Here is a 16,015-nt window from a genome sequence, read left to right as displayed (position 1 = left end):
AACTCTTCTGGCTAGCCGCCGCTGTCGCGTTCAGCTTCCAGGGCGGCGACCTGAGCTTCGAGCGCGTCAAGCTTGCGACGCGTATGCGCAAGCATTTCGCGCGCTGCCTCGAACTCCTCTCGCGGCACCAGATCGAGCCGTGCGAGTTGCCCCTGCAGGATCGTACGGAAATTGGCGTGCAACTCGTCGCGTAACGGCGCGACCTGCGGCGGCAGCGCCTGAGCGAGACGGGCGGCGATATCTTCGATAGAGCGCATAAGCGGTTGGACGACCTCGGCGGTTAAAGCCACAGCATGACGCGAAGCCACGCGCTACGCAAAGGCGCCCTGCACTTTATTGGTGCAGCGCTATCAGCGCCTGTTCCCGGCATTTTTCGGCCTCTAGCCATACCTGTATAACTTATTGTTTTTTATGCCTTGGCACGGTGAGTGCTTAGACCGGATCGCAATCTCTCGCTTGCACGTCCCGAATGCTTGAATGCGAGGCAACGGAGCGTGCGATAACGCATGACAGGAGCACGTCATATGAAATTAATCGCAGCCGTAATCAAGCCGTTCAAGCTCGATGAGGTCCGCGAAGCGCTTTCCGAGGTCGGTGTGCAAGGCATCACCGTCACCGAGGTCAAGGGCTTCGGGCGTCAGAAAGGCCATACGGAACTCTACCGCGGCGCCGAATATGTGGTCGATTTTCTGCCCAAGGTGAAGATCGAAGTCGCGATCGAAGAAGCCGAACTCGAAGCGGCCGTGGAAGCGATTTCCAAGGCGGCCCATACCGGCAAGATCGGCGACGGCAAGATCTTCGTCACCGAGCTGGAACAGGCCATCCGTATCCGCACCGGCGAGACGGGCAAGGACGCGCTGTAAGCCGCGCCCGCGTAACGCCTTAAATTTCGAGGGAAATCCCACGCCATGGAAAACAATATCTTCGAATTGCAGTACGCAATCGATACCTTTTACTTTTTGATCTGCGGGGCACTGGTCATGTGGATGGCCGCCGGCTTCTCCATGCTGGAGGGCGGCCTGGTTCGTGCCAAGAACACGACCGAAATCCTGACCAAGAACATCGCGTTGTATTCAATCTCCTGCATCATGTACATGGTCTGCGGCTACATGATCATGTATGACGGTGGCCTGTTCCTCGCGGGGATCGCCGGCGGCGACACCCTGGTCCAGGACGCACTCGCAGCCTCGACAGAGAACGGTTTCGGCGGCGATTCGGTCTACGCCGACGCATCCGACTTCTTCTTCCAGGTCGTGTTCGTGGCCACCGCCATGTCGGTTGTCTCCGGCGCGGTCGCCGAACGCATGAAACTGTGGGCGTTCCTTGCCTTCGCTGTGGTCATGACCGGTTTCATCTACCCGATGGAAGGCTCGTGGACCTGGAACGGCGACGCCGTGTTCGGCCTGTACACGCTGGGCGATCTCGGCTTCTCCGACTTTGCCGGCTCGGGCATTGTGCATATGGCCGGCGCTTCCGCGGCACTAGCTGGCGTGTTGCTGCTTGGCCCGCGTAAAGGCAAGTTCCGCGCAGACGGCAGCATCGGCGCCATTCCGGGTGCCAACCTGCCGCTGGCCGCACTCGGCACGCTGATCCTCTGGATGGGCTGGTTCGGCTTCAACGGTGGCTCCGTGCTCAAGCTCGGTGATATCGCCAGCGCCAACTCCGTGGCCATGGTGTTCCTGAACACCAATACGGCCGCCGCCGGTGGCCTGGTCGCGGCCCTGCTGCTGGCCCGTGCCATGTTCGGCAAGGGCGACCTGACCATGGCGCTCAACGGCGCGCTGGCCGGTCTGGTGGTCATTACTGCCGAACCCTCCACCCCCACCCCGCTCGTCGCCACCTTGTTCGGTGCAGCCGGCGGTATTCTGGTGGTGCTGTCGATCGTATTCTTCGACAAGATCAAGATCGACGACCCGGTGGGTGCCATCTCGGTCCATGGTGTCTGTGGTCTGCTCGGCCTGATGGTCGTACCGATCACCAACTCCGAGGTGAGCTTCTCGGGCCAGGCCATCGGCGCACTGACGATCTTTGCCTGGGTTTTCGTGACCAGCCTTATCGTCTGGGGCCTTCTCAAGGTCGTGTTCGGCATCCGCGTCTCGGAAGAAGAGGAAGTCGAAGGCGTGGATCTGGGCGAATGCGGTATGGAAGCCTATCCGGAGTTCACCTCCGGCGGCAGCCGTCGCTCGATGTCCTAAATCGCTCGCGAGCGATTGCGCATCTGGAGGCCCCGGCAACGGGGCCTCTTTTTTTGTCTGCGACACGAACAACAAACGAACCGCTGCGACGACTAGCCGGCAATGACCACGCGAAAACCGGCATTTTCGTGTGGCATGGGCGGCATTATCGGCACGCGCCTGGCTGGCGTATTCGCATCCCCCCGATCTCGGCCCCTTCTCGGGCCACGGGTTTGCAGATGGCATCGCCAGCCAAGCGGGTATCCAGGCGCTGGGCGTCGTGACTGTGTTCGTCTATTGACCTGGATCATCCTCAAAGTGCTCGAAACGAGCATGGGATTACGCGTGGGCGTGGCGGACGAACAGGTCGGGTTCGATATTCTCGAACACGAAGAGCGCGGGTACGATCTTTAGGTTCCTTAATGGCATGAACCGCGGCAGCTGTTAGACTCGCTGGCATCAAAAAATGAGGAGTTTCCAACCATGAAAATGGTTACCGCCGTCATCAAGCCCTTTCGTCTCGACGATGTTCGTGAAGCACTCGCCGAAGTGGGCGTACACGGCACCACCATGACCGAGGTCAAGGGTTTCGGGCGTCAGAAAGGCCACACCGAACTCTATCGCGGCGCTGAATACGCAGTGGATTTCCTGCCCAAGGTCAAACTGGAAGTCGCGGTCGCCGACGATCGTGTGGACGCGGTTGTCGAGGCGATAATCGAAGCGGCCAAGACCGGCCAGATCGGCGATGGCAAGATCTTCGTGCACAACCTCGAACAGGTAGTACGGATTCGTACCGGCGAAACGGACCGCGACGCGATCTGATCCCCACGGCCTGCGTCGCGCCCGGCTTCAGCATGGCGACGCAGGCATGACGGCAGCGCGCTTTCAGGCAATCGGCCTGGCGGCCGGCACGATCGGGCCGATCGATATCGATGTTGATGCTGGCCATTGCCTGGGCCTGAGCGCGCCCTCCGGTGCCGGCAAGACGCGTTTGTTACGCGCGATGGCTGACCTCGACCTACACGAGGGCGATTGCCGGCTCGACGGTGTTTCTGCCGCCAATATGCCGGCTCCCGAATGGCGGCGCCGGGTGGCGTTCCTTGCCGCGGAATCGGCCTGGTGGGCCGATACACCGCGCGAGCACTTCGACCGTGGTTGCGAGAAGCTGCTCGATGCACTCGACCTGACTTCTGCGCTGCTCGATATGCCGATCGAGCTACTCTCCTCCGGCCAGCGTCAGCGCATGGCGCTTGTGCGAACACTCGCCCACACCCCCGAGGTGCTGCTGCTCGACGAGCCGACCGCGAATCTCGACGCCGTGAACATCGATCGCGTAGAGCGTCTGATCGCGGCCTATCTGACCACGCACCGCGCCTGTTGTATCTGGGTAAGCCATGATCGGGCACAACTCGAACGTGTGGCCTCCTCACTGCTCATACTCGATGCCCACGGACAGCCGTGCGATGCACCATGCAGCTGATCTCGTTATCGTTTTTCGATCTCGCACTCGCTGCTGGCGCAGTGCTGGCGCTGGCCGGCACGACGGCGGCGATGAAGCTCGGTGTCACGCGTACGCTCGTCGTGGCGGCCGTACGAACCGCCGCACAACTCGCGCTGGTGGGCCTGATCCTCGAAGCGGTATTCGCGCAGGAGCGCCTGCTCTGGGTCGCACTGATGGCATTCGTCATGCTGCTGCTGGCCGGACGTGAAGCGGCAACACGACAAAAGCGGCGTTTCGTCGGTGGCTATGGCTTTTTCGCCGGCACCGCGTCGATGTTTCTATCATCGTTCGTGACCGCGGTGGCGACACTGGTGATCGTGATCCGGGTCGAGCCCTGGTATACGCCGCAGTACGCGATTCCGCTGCTGGGGATGCTGCTCGGCAACACGATGACGGGTATCGCGCTCTCCATGGACCGGCTCACTCAGGAAGTCTGGCGCGGCGCGAACGTCGTTGAAACCCGGCTCGCGCTCGGTGCCAACGGCCAGCAGGCGATTGTCGATATGCGCCGCGATGCCATGCGCGCGGGGCTCATTCCCATGCTCAACGCCATGGCCGCAGCCGGCATTATCAGCCTGCCGGGCATGATGACCGGGCAGATTCTGGCCGGCAGCCCGCCTTGGGAAGCGGTCAAATATCAGATATTGATCATGTTCCTGATCGCGACCGGTACGGGCTTCGGCACCCTGCTTGCGGTCGAACTGGGCTCGCGACGGCTGTTCGACGATCGCCACCGGCTGCGTCTCGACCGGCTGCGCCGGATCTGACGGGGCTCACGCCGAACCTACGCCTGGGGTTTGAGAATACGGCTGAGATATTCCTTGATGCGCTGAAAGACGCCGCGCTTTTGCCAATTCTCAAGCGTGACCTGATGACAACGCGCGCGGTCGTCATCGAAATCCGTATCGAGCGCGGCGAAGGTGGGCGGGTCAATCATGGCAATGGCGATTTCATCGTCCTTGCCCATAGAGCGGTGATTGAAATTCGCCGAGCCGCTGATCGCCACGACATCGTCGACCAGCACGATCTTGGCGTGCAACATTGTCGGCTGATAGCGATACAGCTTCACGCCGGCCTCGAGCAGTGGTTGATAGGCATCGTCGGCGGCTGCCCGCGCGACCCGCGAGTCGGTATACGGGCCTGGCATGAGCACTTCGATGTCTACACCGCGACGGGCGGCGTTGCACAGCATGTCGATAGTGGCCGTGTCGGGCACGAAGTAACCGGTGGTAATACGAAGCCGATGCCGTGCAAGCGAAATCACCAGCCGGAACAGGGTCGCAATATCGCTGTAATTGACCGCCGCCGAGGTCCGCAGCACCTGGATGAGCGCGCCATTCTTCTCTTCGGTGATCTCCGGATCAGAGAACGTCCAACTGTCATCGAAGCCGCGCTCGCCGGCCTCGACCCAGTTCGACAGGAACGCGCCGCGCAGGCCGTCGACCACCGGCCCGGTGAGACGAAAATGCGTTTCCCGCCATTCGTTGGGCTCGCGCGCATCACCGTCCCACTCTGCAGCGATACCGACCCCCCCGGTAAAACCGATGCGGTTGTCGACGACCAGAATCTTGCGATGCGTGCGATTGTCTGCCTGCCAGAAACGCCAGCGCACGGCCGGACGGAACCAGGCGATCTGTGCGCCCGCCTGTTCGAGTTCGGCGAGCACGTCCTTGGGCATGCTGTGTGCGCCGAAACTATCCAGCAATATGCGTACACGCACACCGGCGCGCGCCCGCTCAGCCAACGCATGGCCGAAGCGTTCGGCCACTTCGCCCTGCCAATAGATGAAGGTCAGAAAATCGATCGAGCTCTGCGCGGCGGCGACGGTGTCGATCATCGCCGGGAATATACGAATGCCGTTTACCAGGCGTTCGATACGATTGCCGGTAGTGAACGGGATTCCGAGCGTGCCTTCCAGCGCGCGTCGGTAGTCCCTGGGATCGTGGCTCGGAGATGAAGAATTGGACGTGTTCATGGCGAGGACGCGACTATTTGTTTCGCAGCCTACACCACAGCCGTAACAGCCCGAAAACCCATAACAAACCCGCCACCATCAACACGGCCTGCAGCAGACGATTCTGCAACAGATGACGAAGCAGCCGATCGTGCAACCTGCTTGCGTAACGGCGCGCGCCCAGCAGCGGTTCAATCGCTACATCGATGGCCAGAAACGGCTGCCAGCTTTGCGTTACTGCCACGCCGGCCATACGCCAGCTCACCGCCAGGCCAGCGCGGATGCCGCATTCGCGCCACAGCGACACGAGCAGATCGATATAAGGCGATAACACCAGACGCTCGGTCTGGCTCTGACGAGCATAAACGCCGGGCGCACGCTCGAAAAAACGGGACACGCCAGCCGTATGCATCGCCATGATCAACGCCATGAGCAGATAGCGCGCCCGCTCGCCCTCGCGCTCGAAGCGCCGGGCCGAAGTCGCCAGCCGGTACGGACACAAGCGCCATTGCCCGTTGGAGTCGATGGCCGTGGCCATGCGCTGATCTTCCAGAAATGCCAATCGCGTATCGAACCCGCCGAGCTCGTTGAAAAAACGTGCCGGCATGATCAAGCCCTGGTCGCCGTTGATCGTATAGCGGCGTGATGCCGCGCTCTTGGCTTCCAGATAACGATAGAAAAACGCATGGCCGCGTGTTGTGCGCATGAAGCGCAGCGCGAAATGGCCGGCCACACGACGATCCGGATCCGCCGCCAGGCAATCGATCGCCGCGGCCAGTTGACGGGGATGGGTCAGACGGCTGTCGGCATGGAGAAAACAAAGCCAGGGATGATCGGCATGGGCGGCGGCCGTATTCATCTGGACACCTCGTCCGGGCGCACTGGAAATCACCTCGGCGTGTCCCGCGCCGGCGACGGCTACGGTCTGATCGGTCGAACCGCCGTCAGCGACGAGCACTTGCAGCACCACATCGCGCTGTACCGCGAGGTCGGCCAACAGCGGCGCCAGCGCCTCGGCCTCGTCAATCGCGGGCACGATGACGGTTAACGACGCCGGCATTGCGATCAGCCGGCTTCCTCGGCCTCGTTGACCGTGTCGTCTGCGGCAAAGCCAGGCAGGCGCTCACGCAGCCACGCAGGAATACGCTGCTCCAGCCAATAGAGCGGCTCCCCATACCGCCCGGCACTGATGAAGCCGACATGGCCCCCGTGACGCGATACTTCCAGGCGAACCGAGGGCGACAACGCCTCGGGGGTGGGGATGATATCCGGCGACATGAAGGGGTCGTCCTCGGCATGGATTACCAGCGTCGGCACCCGGATATGCTTGAGGAACGGGCCACTGCTGGAGCGCGCGTAGTAATCGTCGGCATCGCGAAACCCGTTGAGCGGCGCGGTAATGGCGTTATCGAACGATGGAAAATCCCGTAGCCGACGAAAGTCCGGGTACGGCTGCGGCGCCTCGATCATCTTGAACTTGGTTTCGTAGGCCTCGCGCAGACCATTGATCAGATGCGCCTGGTAGATACGCGACAAACCCTGCTGAATGGCCTGCGCACAGCGCTTGAGGTCGTAGGGCACGGAGACGGCCGTCGCACAGGCCAGCGGCGCGGCGCGCCCCTGTTCACCGAGATACTTGAGCAGCACGTTGCCACCCAGCGAGTAGCCAACCGCAGCCAGCGGCGCGCGCGCAAACCGCTTGCGCACATGCGAGACGACGGTATGAAAATCTTCGGTTTCGCCAGAGTGATAGCTGCGCGCGAGGCGATTGGGCTCGGCGGCCCCGCGAAAATGCATCAATACGCCGCGCGCGCCGTGCGCATCGGCCTGGCGCAACAGACCACGCGCATACTTCGATTCCAGCGAGCCGTTGAGGCCATGCAGTATAACCACGACCGGCGCATCGGCATCGAGACCGCGCTCGGGCAACCAGGACAGATCCAGAAAGTCACCGTCATCAAGCTCGAGGCGTTCGCGCTCTACCTCGAGCGGCGGCGAAGACCGCACCTTGGAAGCAAAGACCGTCTGAACATGCGGATTGCGCAGCCAGAATGCGGGTTCGAATTCGCTACGAGTAAGCATGACAACTATCGGTTGGGCAGAGTCGACTTCATATCGTTCCGGACAATCTAGCGCGTTATGGTTTCAGCAAGATAACCATCGCCAAGCTGGCGCATCTGCCGCATGATCCATGCCGCCTGCCCTTGCACATAGGGCCCCGGCGACGCAGCGCTGTAGCGCTCCGGGTTCGGCAGCACCGCCGCCAGACGTGCGCACTGACTGGTACTGAGCTGCTTCGCGCTTACGCCGAATAACCGCTCGGCCGCGGCGCCCACGCCGAAAATGCGATCGTCGAACTGGGCGATATTCAGATAGACCTCGAGAATGCGTCGCTTGGGCCAGAGCACTTCGAGCCAAAACGTAAGATACGCTTCGATCCCTTTACGGATATAGCTCTTGGCCGGCCAGAGAAACAGGTTCTTGGCCGTTTGCTGGCTGATCGTGCTCGCACCGCGAATGGTGCCGCCCTGGGCGTTGTCGGCCAGCGCATCCCCGATGGCTTCCCACATAAAGCCGTGGTGGTTCGGAAAGGTCTGATCTTCGGATGCGACGGCCGCCAGTGGCATACAGGCAGCCATGTCGTCGAGATCGGCCCAGCGATACAAGATCGTCGGGCCGTTGTCGCTGGACTGGCTTTCGAAATGCACGCGCAGCATGTACGCCGTGATCGGTGGATTCACCCAGCGCATGACCAGAATCATCGCTGCCGGCGCGAGCAAGAGCACGCCGACAGCGATCAGGACATAGCGAAAGGGTCGTTTAAACAGGATGCTCAATAGTTGCTGTTGCCACTACCGTAGTCGCCACTGCCACCACCCTGGTTGTAGCTGCCGTCATTGGCGCTGTTCTGGTTATAGCCGCTGTTGCCGCTATTGTCCTGAGCCTCGTAATTGCCCTGGCGCACTTCGACACCGTTGCCGCTGTCATAAGGCACGGCCTGGCCACGGCTGTAGTCGTCTTGCTGGGGATTGCTACCGCCGGAATTGCCGTTGTTGCTCGAATCCATGCTCGTGCCGCGGGTCGCTGCTTCGCGATCGAAGTCGCTCGAGGCCGGCATGTAGCGATCCAGCGTATAGACGAACTTCTGACCGGACTGCGGCAGACCGGATTCGTTGCCATTGCGCAGGATCGAGTAGGCATCGATACCGGCCTTGTCGTAGAACAGCCAATTCGCTTCGCGATCGATGCTGATCTTGCCGCCTTCCAGCGACACGCCGGCGAACAAGCCACGGGCACGCGAATAGGAGTAGACCTCGGCATCGAAGCCCAGGTTGGTCGAGGCACCGGCACTACGACCGACCGGCCCCGCCGCGACCGCCGCATCCGCGCCCAGGTTGATCTGGCCGTTTGCGATCTTGTCGATGCTGCGCTGGGTCTTGAACACCAGAATGATATCCGACGACGACGCGCCGATCTGCCAGCCGATCGAGCCGCCGGTCAGCGAGATGAAGCTGGGGTTGGACCAGCTGCCGTCCGCGGTACGAACGGACAGAACGCCTTCACCGTGGCGGCCGCCTAGGATGAAGCCGGCCTTGAACACACTGGGGATGACGGCAATGCCATACGCCTGACCAAGCAGTGCCGGCGGAATGGCATTTTCGGGGATATCCACGAACTGCCGGACGACGGTGGTGGCATCGTCGAGCTTTTGCTGCTGTTCACTGGCCGCCAGTGCACTGGTCGTGGTCGAGAGCAACGCAATCGCTGCCACGAACGCCGTGATCCATTGTTTCATCTATGCTTCCCCTGCTTACGGAGTTGAAGTCGGCGAATGCGCCAACTCGAATCGAGTGTTACTCGCGATCAGACCGCTGCAACAACCACAGGTTCACACCAGCGGCATGTGCCGCGATCAGCCCGGGCCCTCCATCAACCGTTTCTGGGCGGCCAGCGGCGCTTCGTCGCCGACGGGCTCGGCTCGCGTGTAGCGCCCGTCGTTGCCGAGCAGCCAGGCCTGACTGTTGTCGGCGAGGTAGAGCGCGAGTTCGCGCTGTACCCGATCATATAACGCCGGGCTGGTCACGGGAAAGCAGGTCTCGACACGACGGAAGAAATTTCGATCCATCCAGTCGGCGCTGGCCAGATACAACTCCGGCGCATCGTCGTTGGCGAAATAGAACACGCGCGTGTGTTCGAGAAACCGCCCGACCACTGAACGCACGTGAATATTCTCCGAGACACCGGCGACCCCAGGTCGCAGACAGCAGATGCCGCGCACGATCAGATCGATGGTCACGCCGGCCTGCGATGCGGCATAGAGCGCCCGAATGGACTGTGGTTCCACCAGCGAATTCATCTTGGCGATGATATGCGCCGGTTTGCCGGCACGCGCATTCGCGGCCTCGCGATCGATTTTCTCGATGATCGCCTTGTGCAGACGAAACGGCGCGTCCAGCAAGCGTTCCAGACCCGACACCTTGCCGAGACTGGTCAGCTGCAGGAACATCTCGTGGACATCGTTGCCGAGATCGTCATCGCAGGAGAACAGACCGTAGTCGGTGTACAGCCGCGCCGTCTTGGGATGATAATTGCCGGTGCCCAGATGCACGTAGTTGTGCAGACCGTCGGTCTCGCGGCGCACGATCAGCGTCATCTTGGCGTGGGTCTTGTAGCCCACCACGCCATAGACCACGTGCGCACCGGCGGCCTGGAGACGGTTGGCCAGCTCGATGTTGTCGGCTTCGTCGAAACGGGCGCGCAACTCGACCACCACGGTGACTTCCTTGCCGGCCCGTGCCGCTTCCACCAGGGCATCGACGACAGCGGAATCCGGCCCGGTGCGGTAGAGCGTCTGCTTGATCGCGAGCACGCGCGAATCGGAGGCCGCGCGGCGCACGAAATCGATCACCGGCAGAAAGGAATCGAACGGATGGTGCAGCAGCACGTCCGAGGCCCGGATTTCAGCAAACAGATCGCCGCTGGGCCCGAGTTCACTGGGCAGGCGCGGTGAGAAGGCCGGGTATTTCAGATCGGGGCGGTCGACCGTATCCAGCAACGACATCAACCGGTTCACGTTGACCGGCCCATCAACCTGAAACAGGTCTTCCTTGGAGAGCAGAAAACGGTCAAGCAGGTACTTGCACAGCGAATCGGGGCAGTTGTGCGCCACTTCCAGGCGCACACAATCGCCATAGCGGCGCGACGGCAGCTCGCCCTCGACCGCACGCAGCAAGTCATCGACCTCTTCTTCATCGACGAACAGATCGGAATTGCGGGTCACCCGGAACTGGTAACAGCCGCGCGTGCCCATGCTCGGAAACAGATCGCCGACATGCTGGTGGATGATCGACGACAGGAACACGAAATCGTGATCGCCGCTACCGGCTTCTGACGGCAGCTGGATCACACGCGGCAGCGCACGCGGCGCCTGCACCACGGCATAGTCGATCTTGCGGCCGAAGGCATCGGTGCCATCCAGCGAAACGATGAAATTCAGCGATTTGTTGAGAATCCGCGGAAACGGATGGGCCGGATCGAGCCCCAAGGGGCTGATCACCGGCAGCAGCTCTTCTTCGAAGAACTGGGCCAGCCATGCGCGCTGTTCCGGATTCCATTCCGACCGGCGCAAAAAGCGGATACCCTCGTCCTGCAATGCCGGAATGAGTTCGTCGTTGAGGGTGCTGTATTGTTTGGCCACCAGCTCATGCGCGCGGGCACTGATCGCGCGCAGTGCTTCGGTCGGCGTACGATTGTCGGCTTCGGTCGGCGAGTTGACCAGCTCGGCCTTCTGCTTGAGGCCGGCCACGCGCACTTCGAAGAACTCGTCCAGATTGGTCGAGGAAATACACAGGAACTTCAGCCGTTCGAGCAGCGGAACGCGCGTATCGCGCGCCTGCTCCAGCACCCGATCGTTGAACTCGAGCAGCGACAGCTCGCGATTGATGAACAGATCGGGGGCGTCGAGCGGACGCTCTGCGACGGCTTCTGGATTTGCACTCATGCTGAATCGACTCGCGACGCACCGCGCCGGCTGAAAAAATGGGCTTAACGGATAGCAACAGCAGATGACAGTTCCATGACAAACGCAATGCTGCAACTCACCGCATACCATATCGATGCATTCACCGACCGCGTGTTTCGTGGCAACCCGGCCTCGGTGGTCATACTCGATAACTGGCTCGATGATACGACGCTGCAGGCAATCGCTGCCGAGCATAACCTCGCCGAAACAGCGTTCGTGGTGCCGGGGGACGCTGTGCACGACTTACGCTGGTTCACCCCGACCTGTGAGGTCGATCTGTGCGGGCATGCCACGTTGGCCAGTGCCTATGTACTGCTGCATTGCCGCCACGGTTTCAACGCGCCGCTGCGCTTTGCCAGCCGCAGCGCGGGCGAACTCGGCGTCGACGAGGCAGACGGCATGCTATGGCTGGATTTCCCGGCGCGCCCGGCCCAGACCGTGGAACAGGCGCCGGCAGCGATCGAAGCCGCGCTCGGGGCGAACAGCGTCGAGTGGTATGTCGGTGCCAATCATCTGGCCGTGTTTAAAGACGCCGCCACCGTGGCCGCGCTTGATCCCGACATGCGCGCGCTCGCGAAGTGCAATCGCGAAGACAATAGCGGTGTCATCGCGACAGCGCCGGCCGACGACGGCGTCCACGACTTCGTCTCACGCTATTTCGCCCCCGCCCACGGCATCGACGAAGACCCGGTCACCGGCTCGGCCCATTGCACGTCAGCGCCCTATTGGGGCGCGCGTCTGAACAAGACCGAACTGGCCGGGCGCCAGATCTCGCAGCGCGGCGGCACCGTAATGTGTCGTCTGGCCGGCGAACGCGTACATCTGGGCGGGCACGCCGTACGCTATGCCGAAAGCCGTATTTTCATCGATCTCGAGGATGCCAAACCATGACCCAGTTCGCGCTCGCAGCCGGCAGTCTTTATGGGCTGATCGGCGTACTGCTCGGGGCTTTTGGCGCCCATGCACTGGCATCCAAGCTCTCGGCCGACCTGCAGGCGATCTGGCATACCGCGGTGCAGTATCAGTTCTACCACGCGCTCGCACTGCTGGCGGTCGGACTGCTGGCCCGGCAAGGCATGGCCGGCGCCAGCATGATGACCGCCACCGTCTGCTTTGCGCTGGGCACGCTGATCTTTTCGGGCAGTCTGTATGTGCTCGCCTTCTCAGGCATTCGCTGGCTCGGGGCGATCACACCCATCGGCGGCGTATTGCTGATCGTGGGCTGGGCGGCTTTGCTCTGGCCGATCGTGCGCAGCTAACCCAGGACCGGCGCTTGGCTTAGCCCAGTTCGCGCAGCGTGGCCAACGCCTTGTCGACATGCCGGGAGGCCGCCATCTGCGCCTGATAACGCAAGCGCACGATGCCATCACAATCGATCACGAACGTCACCCGGTTGCCGAGCACGCCTAGCGCACGACCGACGCCGAACGCTTTGGACAACGTACCGTCGTGGTCCGAGACCAGCGCAAAGTCCAGATCGTATTTTTCGGCAAAGGCACGATGACTGTCGTCGTCGTCCGCGCTGATGCCGATCACCTCGGCATCCAGCGAGTTAAAGGCCTCGAGCTGATCGCGAAAGCTGCAGGCCTGACGCGTACACACCGGCGTTCCATCGCGCGGATAGAAATAGATCACCAGCGGCCGTGCGCCGATCCGCGCCCGGGTATCGATCTCGCGACCATCATGCGCTTTTCGCTCTATCGTGGGCGCTCGATCGCCCTTATCGACTTTATGACTCATGCGACTTACCCGAACAGCGCCCGCCAGAGCACGACGGTGACAATGAATGCAGCGGCCAGGCCGAGGCTAACGCCTATGAGGCCGCCCCAGCGAGACGGCTTTTTTTCAGCGGCGGTCTCCTGTTCAAGCCAACGTCGTAGCACGCGCTCGTTGCGGCGATTGGCCTTCCACGCCATATCGAAGATATCGCCGAACAACGGCACCAGCCCCACCACGAAATCCACGCCGGCGTTCGCGCCCATGCGCATCCAGACACGTTTAGGCGCCCCAAGTCGCAATGCTTCGATTACCAGCAGGCTCGACAGCCCGGCCCCCACCAGATCGCCTGCGAACGGCACGATACCCGCAATACCGTCGATACCGACGCGCTTGCGGATAACCGGAATTTCAAACGCATCATCGAGCCACCACGCGATGCGATCGATACGACTGAGGCTGGCGCGGCGCTTTGCTAACAGCGTGGGCGAGACGGCGTCGTTCATATATGGATAATGCGGCCACGATATTTGCGATCATTGTATGCCGATTCATATGATCATCGGCGCCCGAACCCGTTTTCGGGCCAAGGAATGACATGAAGAACCTGCTTACCCTGCTGCTGCTCGCGCTCGTGGCCTTCGTGGCTTTTGCGCTGTTCTGGCCCAGCGATTTCATGCCGCAGCCGTGGAGCGCGCCGCCGGCGGTGACCGGCGCGGCGCCGGTCAAAAGCGCGCCGCTGGGGCAAGCCGAGCGCTTGGCCCAAGGCGTGGCCACGGGCCCCGAGGACGTCGCAGTGGATAACGAAGGTCACCTGTATGCCGGTTACGACGACGGAACGATCCGCCGTTTCGATGCAAACGGGCGCAACGGCGAGGTCTTTGCCACGACCAACGGCCGTCCGCTGGGCCTGGCCTTCACCGATAAAGCCGTGGCGCCGCCTGACAATACAGCACAAAACGGCGTGCCCGCCGAAAGCGATGCGCCGCAAGGCCAGACGCTGATCGTGGCGGATGCCGACAAGGGTCTGCTTGCGATCAACGGCGAAGGCGATATCAAGATGCTGGCCAGCGGCGCCGAAGGCCTGCCTTTCAAGTTCACGGACGATGTCGACGTTGCGGAAAACGGTACGATCTATTTCACCGATGCCTCGAGCAAATACGGCCAGAACGCCTACCGCACCGATATTCTCGAACACGGCGGCCACGGACGATTGATGGAATACGACCCGAACACCGGCACCGTAACGGTACTGCTTGGCGGCCTGCAGTTTGCCAACGGTGTCGCCCTCAGTGCCGATGATTCATATGTCCTGGTCACCGAAACCGGCAGCTACCGTGTGCTGCGCTACTGGCTAACCGGCGACAAGGCCGGCCAGAGCGATATTTTCATCGACCGGCTACCCGGCTTTCCCGATGGCATTTCGCACGGCGCCGACAGCGATACCTTCTGGGTAGCGTTGTTTGCACCCCGCAATCAGATGCTCGATTTCGCGGCGGACAAGCCGTGGCTGCGCCGGATCGTGTTTCGTCTGCCCGAGGCACTGCAGCCTGCGCCGGCCCATGTGGGCAGCCTGTTGGGCATTAAGTCGGATGGTACGGTCGTCACCGATTTACGCGACGATGCCACGAACGCCTTCGCGCCGATCACCAGCGTCGAGGAAGACGGCGACACCCTCTACCTGGGTAGTCTGAACGCCGATTCTTTCGCCCGTATTCCGCGTCCCGAACCCGAGACCGCGCCGTGAGTTCGGGCCTGGAAGACGCCCTCGTCGAACTGCGCGAGGCACAGAATGTACTGGCGCGCCGCAGTACGCCAGCCTTCGATGCGCGCCTGCAGGCAGTGCGCGAATGGCAATCGACCTGCACGGCCGAACTGCACAAGGGGTTGGCGCAACGCTACAACGGCGAGCAACTGCTGCACTTTCTCACGCGCAGCTTCTATCTCGAAGCCGACTGGTCGGAACTCACCGCCGACCCGGCCAAGATCGCCTCGCGTATCGGCCGTATCATCGAGGATGACCGCCCGCTTGTGATCGCCGTTCGGCTACAGCATACCGCCGACACGCTCGACGCCGAACTCGCGGATGCACTCGACGCGCGGGCGCCGCAGGCGCCGATCACGCCCACGCGCTACGTTCGTGCCTTTCGCGACGTCGGCCAGTTCGATATCCGCGAACAACAGATCAGCTGGGTACGCGAGCTGGTCGATCTGCTGGGCGGCTTTGCCGACAATCGGGCGGCATACTGGGCGTTCAAGCTGGCCGGCTCGCCGGCGAAAGCGCTGGGTATGGGTCATACCTACGCCCTGCTCGCAGAAGGTTTTTCGGCCATGCGCAGCACCCGCGACCTGGAAAGCGCGACCCGCGAGGCGGTTGCGCTTCAACATCGCGAGCTCGATCGGCTGACCGGCCGAAGCGCCTCGGGCGCGTGATTGCGCTCGGCTGCAGCTTGCCGCATTCTCACGACAAACTCATCACCGCATCTATTCGATGACCATCACTATTTCCGACGCCAGTCTTGTGCCGATCATCTCGCTGGCTGCCGGCGTCGCCATTCTCGTCGTGCCGCGGCTGCTCAACTACATCGTGGCCGGCTATCTGATCCTGATCGGCGTACTCGGGCTGGTGCACTTCTAGCCAATCCGGG

21 protein-coding genes are annotated in these 16,015 nt (G+C 62.0%); 12 read left to right on the top strand and 9 right to left on the bottom strand.

The genetic code is table 11. The features are described from left to right. Window positions 1-11: 11 nt before the first annotated feature. Window positions 12-257, bottom strand: a complete 246-nt coding sequence (locus SSPSH_RS06320; protein ID WP_021031499.1) for an accessory factor UbiK family protein — start codon at window positions 255-257, stop codon at window positions 12-14. Window positions 258-524: 267 nt separating this feature from the next. On the opposite strand from SSPSH_RS06320, the gene glnK reads away from it, so the two are divergent. The 7 genes from glnK (at window position 525) to SSPSH_RS06295 (ending at window position 4,442) form a co-directional block, all read left to right on the top strand. Further along, entirely contained in the window at window positions 525-863 is a 339-nt protein-coding gene (gene glnK, locus SSPSH_RS06315; RefSeq protein ID WP_006912837.1) for a P-II family nitrogen regulator, read from the top strand. A gap of 45 nt (window positions 864-908) precedes the next feature. Continuing rightward, the gene (locus SSPSH_RS06310) at window positions 909-2,195 is read left to right on the top strand and encodes an ammonium transporter (RefSeq protein WP_006912836.1); all 1,287 of its coding nucleotides are present in this window, start codon (window positions 909-911) and stop codon (window positions 2,193-2,195) included. Window positions 2,196-2,325: 130 nt separating this feature from the next. Then, window positions 2,326-2,475 carry a hypothetical protein gene (locus SSPSH_RS18970; RefSeq protein WP_006912835.1) on the top strand — a complete coding sequence of 50 codons (150 nt, stop codon included), beginning with the start codon at window positions 2,326-2,328 and terminating at the stop codon, window positions 2,473-2,475. Then, complete coding sequence (locus SSPSH_RS19660) at window positions 2,472-2,588, top strand: ammonium transporter (protein WP_161627810.1); 117 nt, start codon at window positions 2,472-2,474, stop codon at window positions 2,586-2,588. Before SSPSH_RS18970 ends, SSPSH_RS19660 begins: the two co-directional genes overlap by 4 nt. Before the next feature lie 69 nt (window positions 2,589-2,657). Further along, window positions 2,658-2,996 carry a P-II family nitrogen regulator gene (locus SSPSH_RS06305; protein WP_006912834.1) on the top strand — a complete coding sequence of 113 codons (339 nt, stop codon included), beginning with the start codon at window positions 2,658-2,660 and terminating at the stop codon, window positions 2,994-2,996. Between the two features lie 46 nt (window positions 2,997-3,042). Beyond that, window positions 3,043-3,654, top strand: coding sequence for an ABC transporter ATP-binding protein (locus SSPSH_RS06300; RefSeq protein WP_006912833.1), 612 nt, complete (start codon window positions 3,043-3,045; stop codon window positions 3,652-3,654). Beyond that, window positions 3,645-4,442, top strand: coding sequence for an ABC transporter permease (locus SSPSH_RS06295; protein WP_006912832.1), 798 nt, complete (start codon window positions 3,645-3,647; stop codon window positions 4,440-4,442). Before SSPSH_RS06300 ends, SSPSH_RS06295 begins: the two co-directional genes overlap by 10 nt. 17 nt (window positions 4,443-4,459) lie before the next feature. On the opposite strand, the gene SSPSH_RS06290 is transcribed toward SSPSH_RS06295, so the two are convergent. The 6 genes from SSPSH_RS06290 to ppk1 form a co-directional block, all read right to left on the bottom strand. Then, window positions 4,460-5,650 (bottom strand): phospholipase D-like domain-containing protein, encoded by a 1,191-nt coding sequence (locus SSPSH_RS06290; RefSeq protein ID WP_006912831.1) that lies wholly within the window; start codon window positions 5,648-5,650, stop codon window positions 4,460-4,462. Between the two features lie 13 nt (window positions 5,651-5,663). Beyond that, window positions 5,664-6,689 carry a TIGR04283 family arsenosugar biosynthesis glycosyltransferase gene (locus tag SSPSH_RS17825; RefSeq protein WP_006912830.1) on the bottom strand — a complete coding sequence of 342 codons (1,026 nt, stop codon included), beginning with the start codon at window positions 6,687-6,689 and terminating at the stop codon, window positions 5,664-5,666. Window positions 6,690-6,694: 5 nt separating this feature from the next. Next, on the bottom strand, window positions 6,695-7,711 hold the full coding sequence (locus tag SSPSH_RS06280; protein WP_006912829.1) for a hydrolase: 1,017 nt from the start codon (window positions 7,709-7,711) through the stop codon (window positions 6,695-6,697). A gap of 47 nt (window positions 7,712-7,758) precedes the next feature. Continuing rightward, on the bottom strand, window positions 7,759-8,466 hold the full coding sequence (gene mtgA, locus SSPSH_RS06275; protein ID WP_006912828.1) for a monofunctional biosynthetic peptidoglycan transglycosylase: 708 nt from the start codon (window positions 8,464-8,466) through the stop codon (window positions 7,759-7,761). Then, on the bottom strand, window positions 8,463-9,425 hold the full coding sequence (locus SSPSH_RS17820; protein ID WP_006912827.1) for a lipid-binding SYLF domain-containing protein: 963 nt from the start codon (window positions 9,423-9,425) through the stop codon (window positions 8,463-8,465). Before SSPSH_RS17820 ends, mtgA begins: the two co-directional genes overlap by 4 nt. Before the next feature lie 117 nt (window positions 9,426-9,542). Continuing rightward, window positions 9,543-11,630, bottom strand: a complete 2,088-nt coding sequence (ppk1, locus tag SSPSH_RS06265) for a polyphosphate kinase 1 (protein WP_006912826.1) — start codon at window positions 11,628-11,630, stop codon at window positions 9,543-9,545. 75 nt (window positions 11,631-11,705) lie between these two features. Between ppk1 and SSPSH_RS06260 the strand changes: the two genes are divergently transcribed. Both SSPSH_RS06260 and SSPSH_RS06255 read left to right on the top strand, forming a co-directional pair. Then, window positions 11,706-12,542: a PhzF family phenazine biosynthesis protein gene (locus SSPSH_RS06260; protein ID WP_021031498.1), complete on the top strand. Its 837-nt coding sequence runs from the start codon at window positions 11,706-11,708 to the stop codon at window positions 12,540-12,542. After that, the gene (locus SSPSH_RS06255) at window positions 12,539-12,910 is read left to right on the top strand and encodes a DUF423 domain-containing protein (protein ID WP_006912824.1); all 372 of its coding nucleotides are present in this window, start codon (window positions 12,539-12,541) and stop codon (window positions 12,908-12,910) included. The genes SSPSH_RS06260 and SSPSH_RS06255 overlap by 4 nt, the downstream gene beginning before the upstream one ends. A 19-nt stretch (window positions 12,911-12,929) precedes the next feature. On the opposite strand, the gene SSPSH_RS06250 is transcribed toward SSPSH_RS06255, so the two are convergent. Together SSPSH_RS06250 and SSPSH_RS06245 are read right to left on the bottom strand one after the other, a co-directional pair. Then, the gene (locus tag SSPSH_RS06250) at window positions 12,930-13,391 is read right to left on the bottom strand and encodes a peroxiredoxin (RefSeq protein WP_006912823.1); all 462 of its coding nucleotides are present in this window, start codon (window positions 13,389-13,391) and stop codon (window positions 12,930-12,932) included. Window positions 13,392-13,396: 5 nt separating this feature from the next. After that, window positions 13,397-13,873: a DUF4112 domain-containing protein gene (locus SSPSH_RS06245; RefSeq protein WP_006912822.1), complete on the bottom strand. Its 477-nt coding sequence runs from the start codon at window positions 13,871-13,873 to the stop codon at window positions 13,397-13,399. A gap of 92 nt (window positions 13,874-13,965) precedes the next feature. Between SSPSH_RS06245 and SSPSH_RS06240 the strand changes: the two genes are divergently transcribed. The 3 genes from SSPSH_RS06240 to SSPSH_RS18365 are packed head-to-tail and all read left to right on the top strand — an operon-like array spanning window position 13,966 to window position 16,005. After that, window positions 13,966-15,114, top strand: a complete 1,149-nt coding sequence (locus SSPSH_RS06240) for an SMP-30/gluconolactonase/LRE family protein (protein WP_006912821.1) — start codon at window positions 13,966-13,968, stop codon at window positions 15,112-15,114. Next, window positions 15,111-15,800, top strand: coding sequence for an FFLEELY motif protein (locus tag SSPSH_RS06235; RefSeq protein WP_006912820.1), 690 nt, complete (start codon window positions 15,111-15,113; stop codon window positions 15,798-15,800). The genes SSPSH_RS06240 and SSPSH_RS06235 overlap by 4 nt, the downstream gene beginning before the upstream one ends. Window positions 15,801-15,858: 58 nt before the next feature. Further along, entirely contained in the window at window positions 15,859-16,005 is a 147-nt protein-coding gene (locus SSPSH_RS18365) for a DUF3096 domain-containing protein (RefSeq protein WP_006912819.1), read from the top strand. Window positions 16,006-16,015 lie beyond the last annotated feature (10 nt).

The sequence above is a fragment of the Salinisphaera shabanensis E1L3A genome (assembly GCF_000215955.2).
GTDB classification, from domain to species: domain Bacteria; phylum Pseudomonadota; class Gammaproteobacteria; order Nevskiales; family Salinisphaeraceae; genus Salinisphaera; species Salinisphaera shabanensis.
Note: the sequence above shows the minus strand (reverse complement) of the source record. Positions and strands in the feature narration are given on the sequence as shown.

What these genes read in the sequence shown, in the direction of transcription:
- SSPSH_RS06320 (WP_021031499.1), bottom strand. Translation starts at nt 257, where the DNA reads ATGCGCTCTATCGAAGATATCGCCGCCCGTCTCGCTCAGGCGCTGCCG.
- glnK (WP_006912837.1), top strand. Translation starts at nt 525, where the DNA reads ATGAAATTAATCGCAGCCGTAATCAAGCCGTTCAAGCTCGATGAGGTC.
- SSPSH_RS06310 (WP_006912836.1), top strand. Translation starts at nt 909, where the DNA reads ATGGAAAACAATATCTTCGAATTGCAGTACGCAATCGATACCTTTTAC.
- SSPSH_RS06305 (WP_006912834.1), top strand. Translation starts at nt 2,658, where the DNA reads ATGAAAATGGTTACCGCCGTCATCAAGCCCTTTCGTCTCGACGATGTT.
- SSPSH_RS06300 (WP_006912833.1), top strand. Translation starts at nt 3,043, where the DNA reads ATGACGGCAGCGCGCTTTCAGGCAATCGGCCTGGCGGCCGGCACGATC.
- SSPSH_RS06295 (WP_006912832.1), top strand. Translation starts at nt 3,645, where the DNA reads ATGCAGCTGATCTCGTTATCGTTTTTCGATCTCGCACTCGCTGCTGGC.
- SSPSH_RS06290 (WP_006912831.1), bottom strand. Translation starts at nt 5,650, where the DNA reads ATGAACACGTCCAATTCTTCATCTCCGAGCCACGATCCCAGGGACTAC.
- SSPSH_RS17825 (WP_006912830.1), bottom strand. Translation starts at nt 6,689, where the DNA reads ATGCCGGCGTCGTTAACCGTCATCGTGCCCGCGATTGACGAGGCCGAG.
- SSPSH_RS06280 (WP_006912829.1), bottom strand. Translation starts at nt 7,711, where the DNA reads ATGCTTACTCGTAGCGAATTCGAACCCGCATTCTGGCTGCGCAATCCG.
- SSPSH_RS17820 (WP_006912827.1), bottom strand. Translation starts at nt 9,425, where the DNA reads ATGAAACAATGGATCACGGCGTTCGTGGCAGCGATTGCGTTGCTCTCG.
- ppk1 (WP_006912826.1), bottom strand. Translation starts at nt 11,630, where the DNA reads ATGAGTGCAAATCCAGAAGCCGTCGCAGAGCGTCCGCTCGACGCCCCC.
- SSPSH_RS06260 (WP_021031498.1), top strand. Translation starts at nt 11,706, where the DNA reads ATGACAAACGCAATGCTGCAACTCACCGCATACCATATCGATGCATTC.
- SSPSH_RS06255 (WP_006912824.1), top strand. Translation starts at nt 12,539, where the DNA reads ATGACCCAGTTCGCGCTCGCAGCCGGCAGTCTTTATGGGCTGATCGGC.
- SSPSH_RS06250 (WP_006912823.1), bottom strand. Translation starts at nt 13,391, where the DNA reads ATGAGTCATAAAGTCGATAAGGGCGATCGAGCGCCCACGATAGAGCGA.
- SSPSH_RS06245 (WP_006912822.1), bottom strand. Translation starts at nt 13,873, where the DNA reads ATGAACGACGCCGTCTCGCCCACGCTGTTAGCAAAGCGCCGCGCCAGC.
- SSPSH_RS06240 (WP_006912821.1), top strand. Translation starts at nt 13,966, where the DNA reads ATGAAGAACCTGCTTACCCTGCTGCTGCTCGCGCTCGTGGCCTTCGTG.
- SSPSH_RS18365 (WP_006912819.1), top strand. Translation starts at nt 15,859, where the DNA reads ATGACCATCACTATTTCCGACGCCAGTCTTGTGCCGATCATCTCGCTG.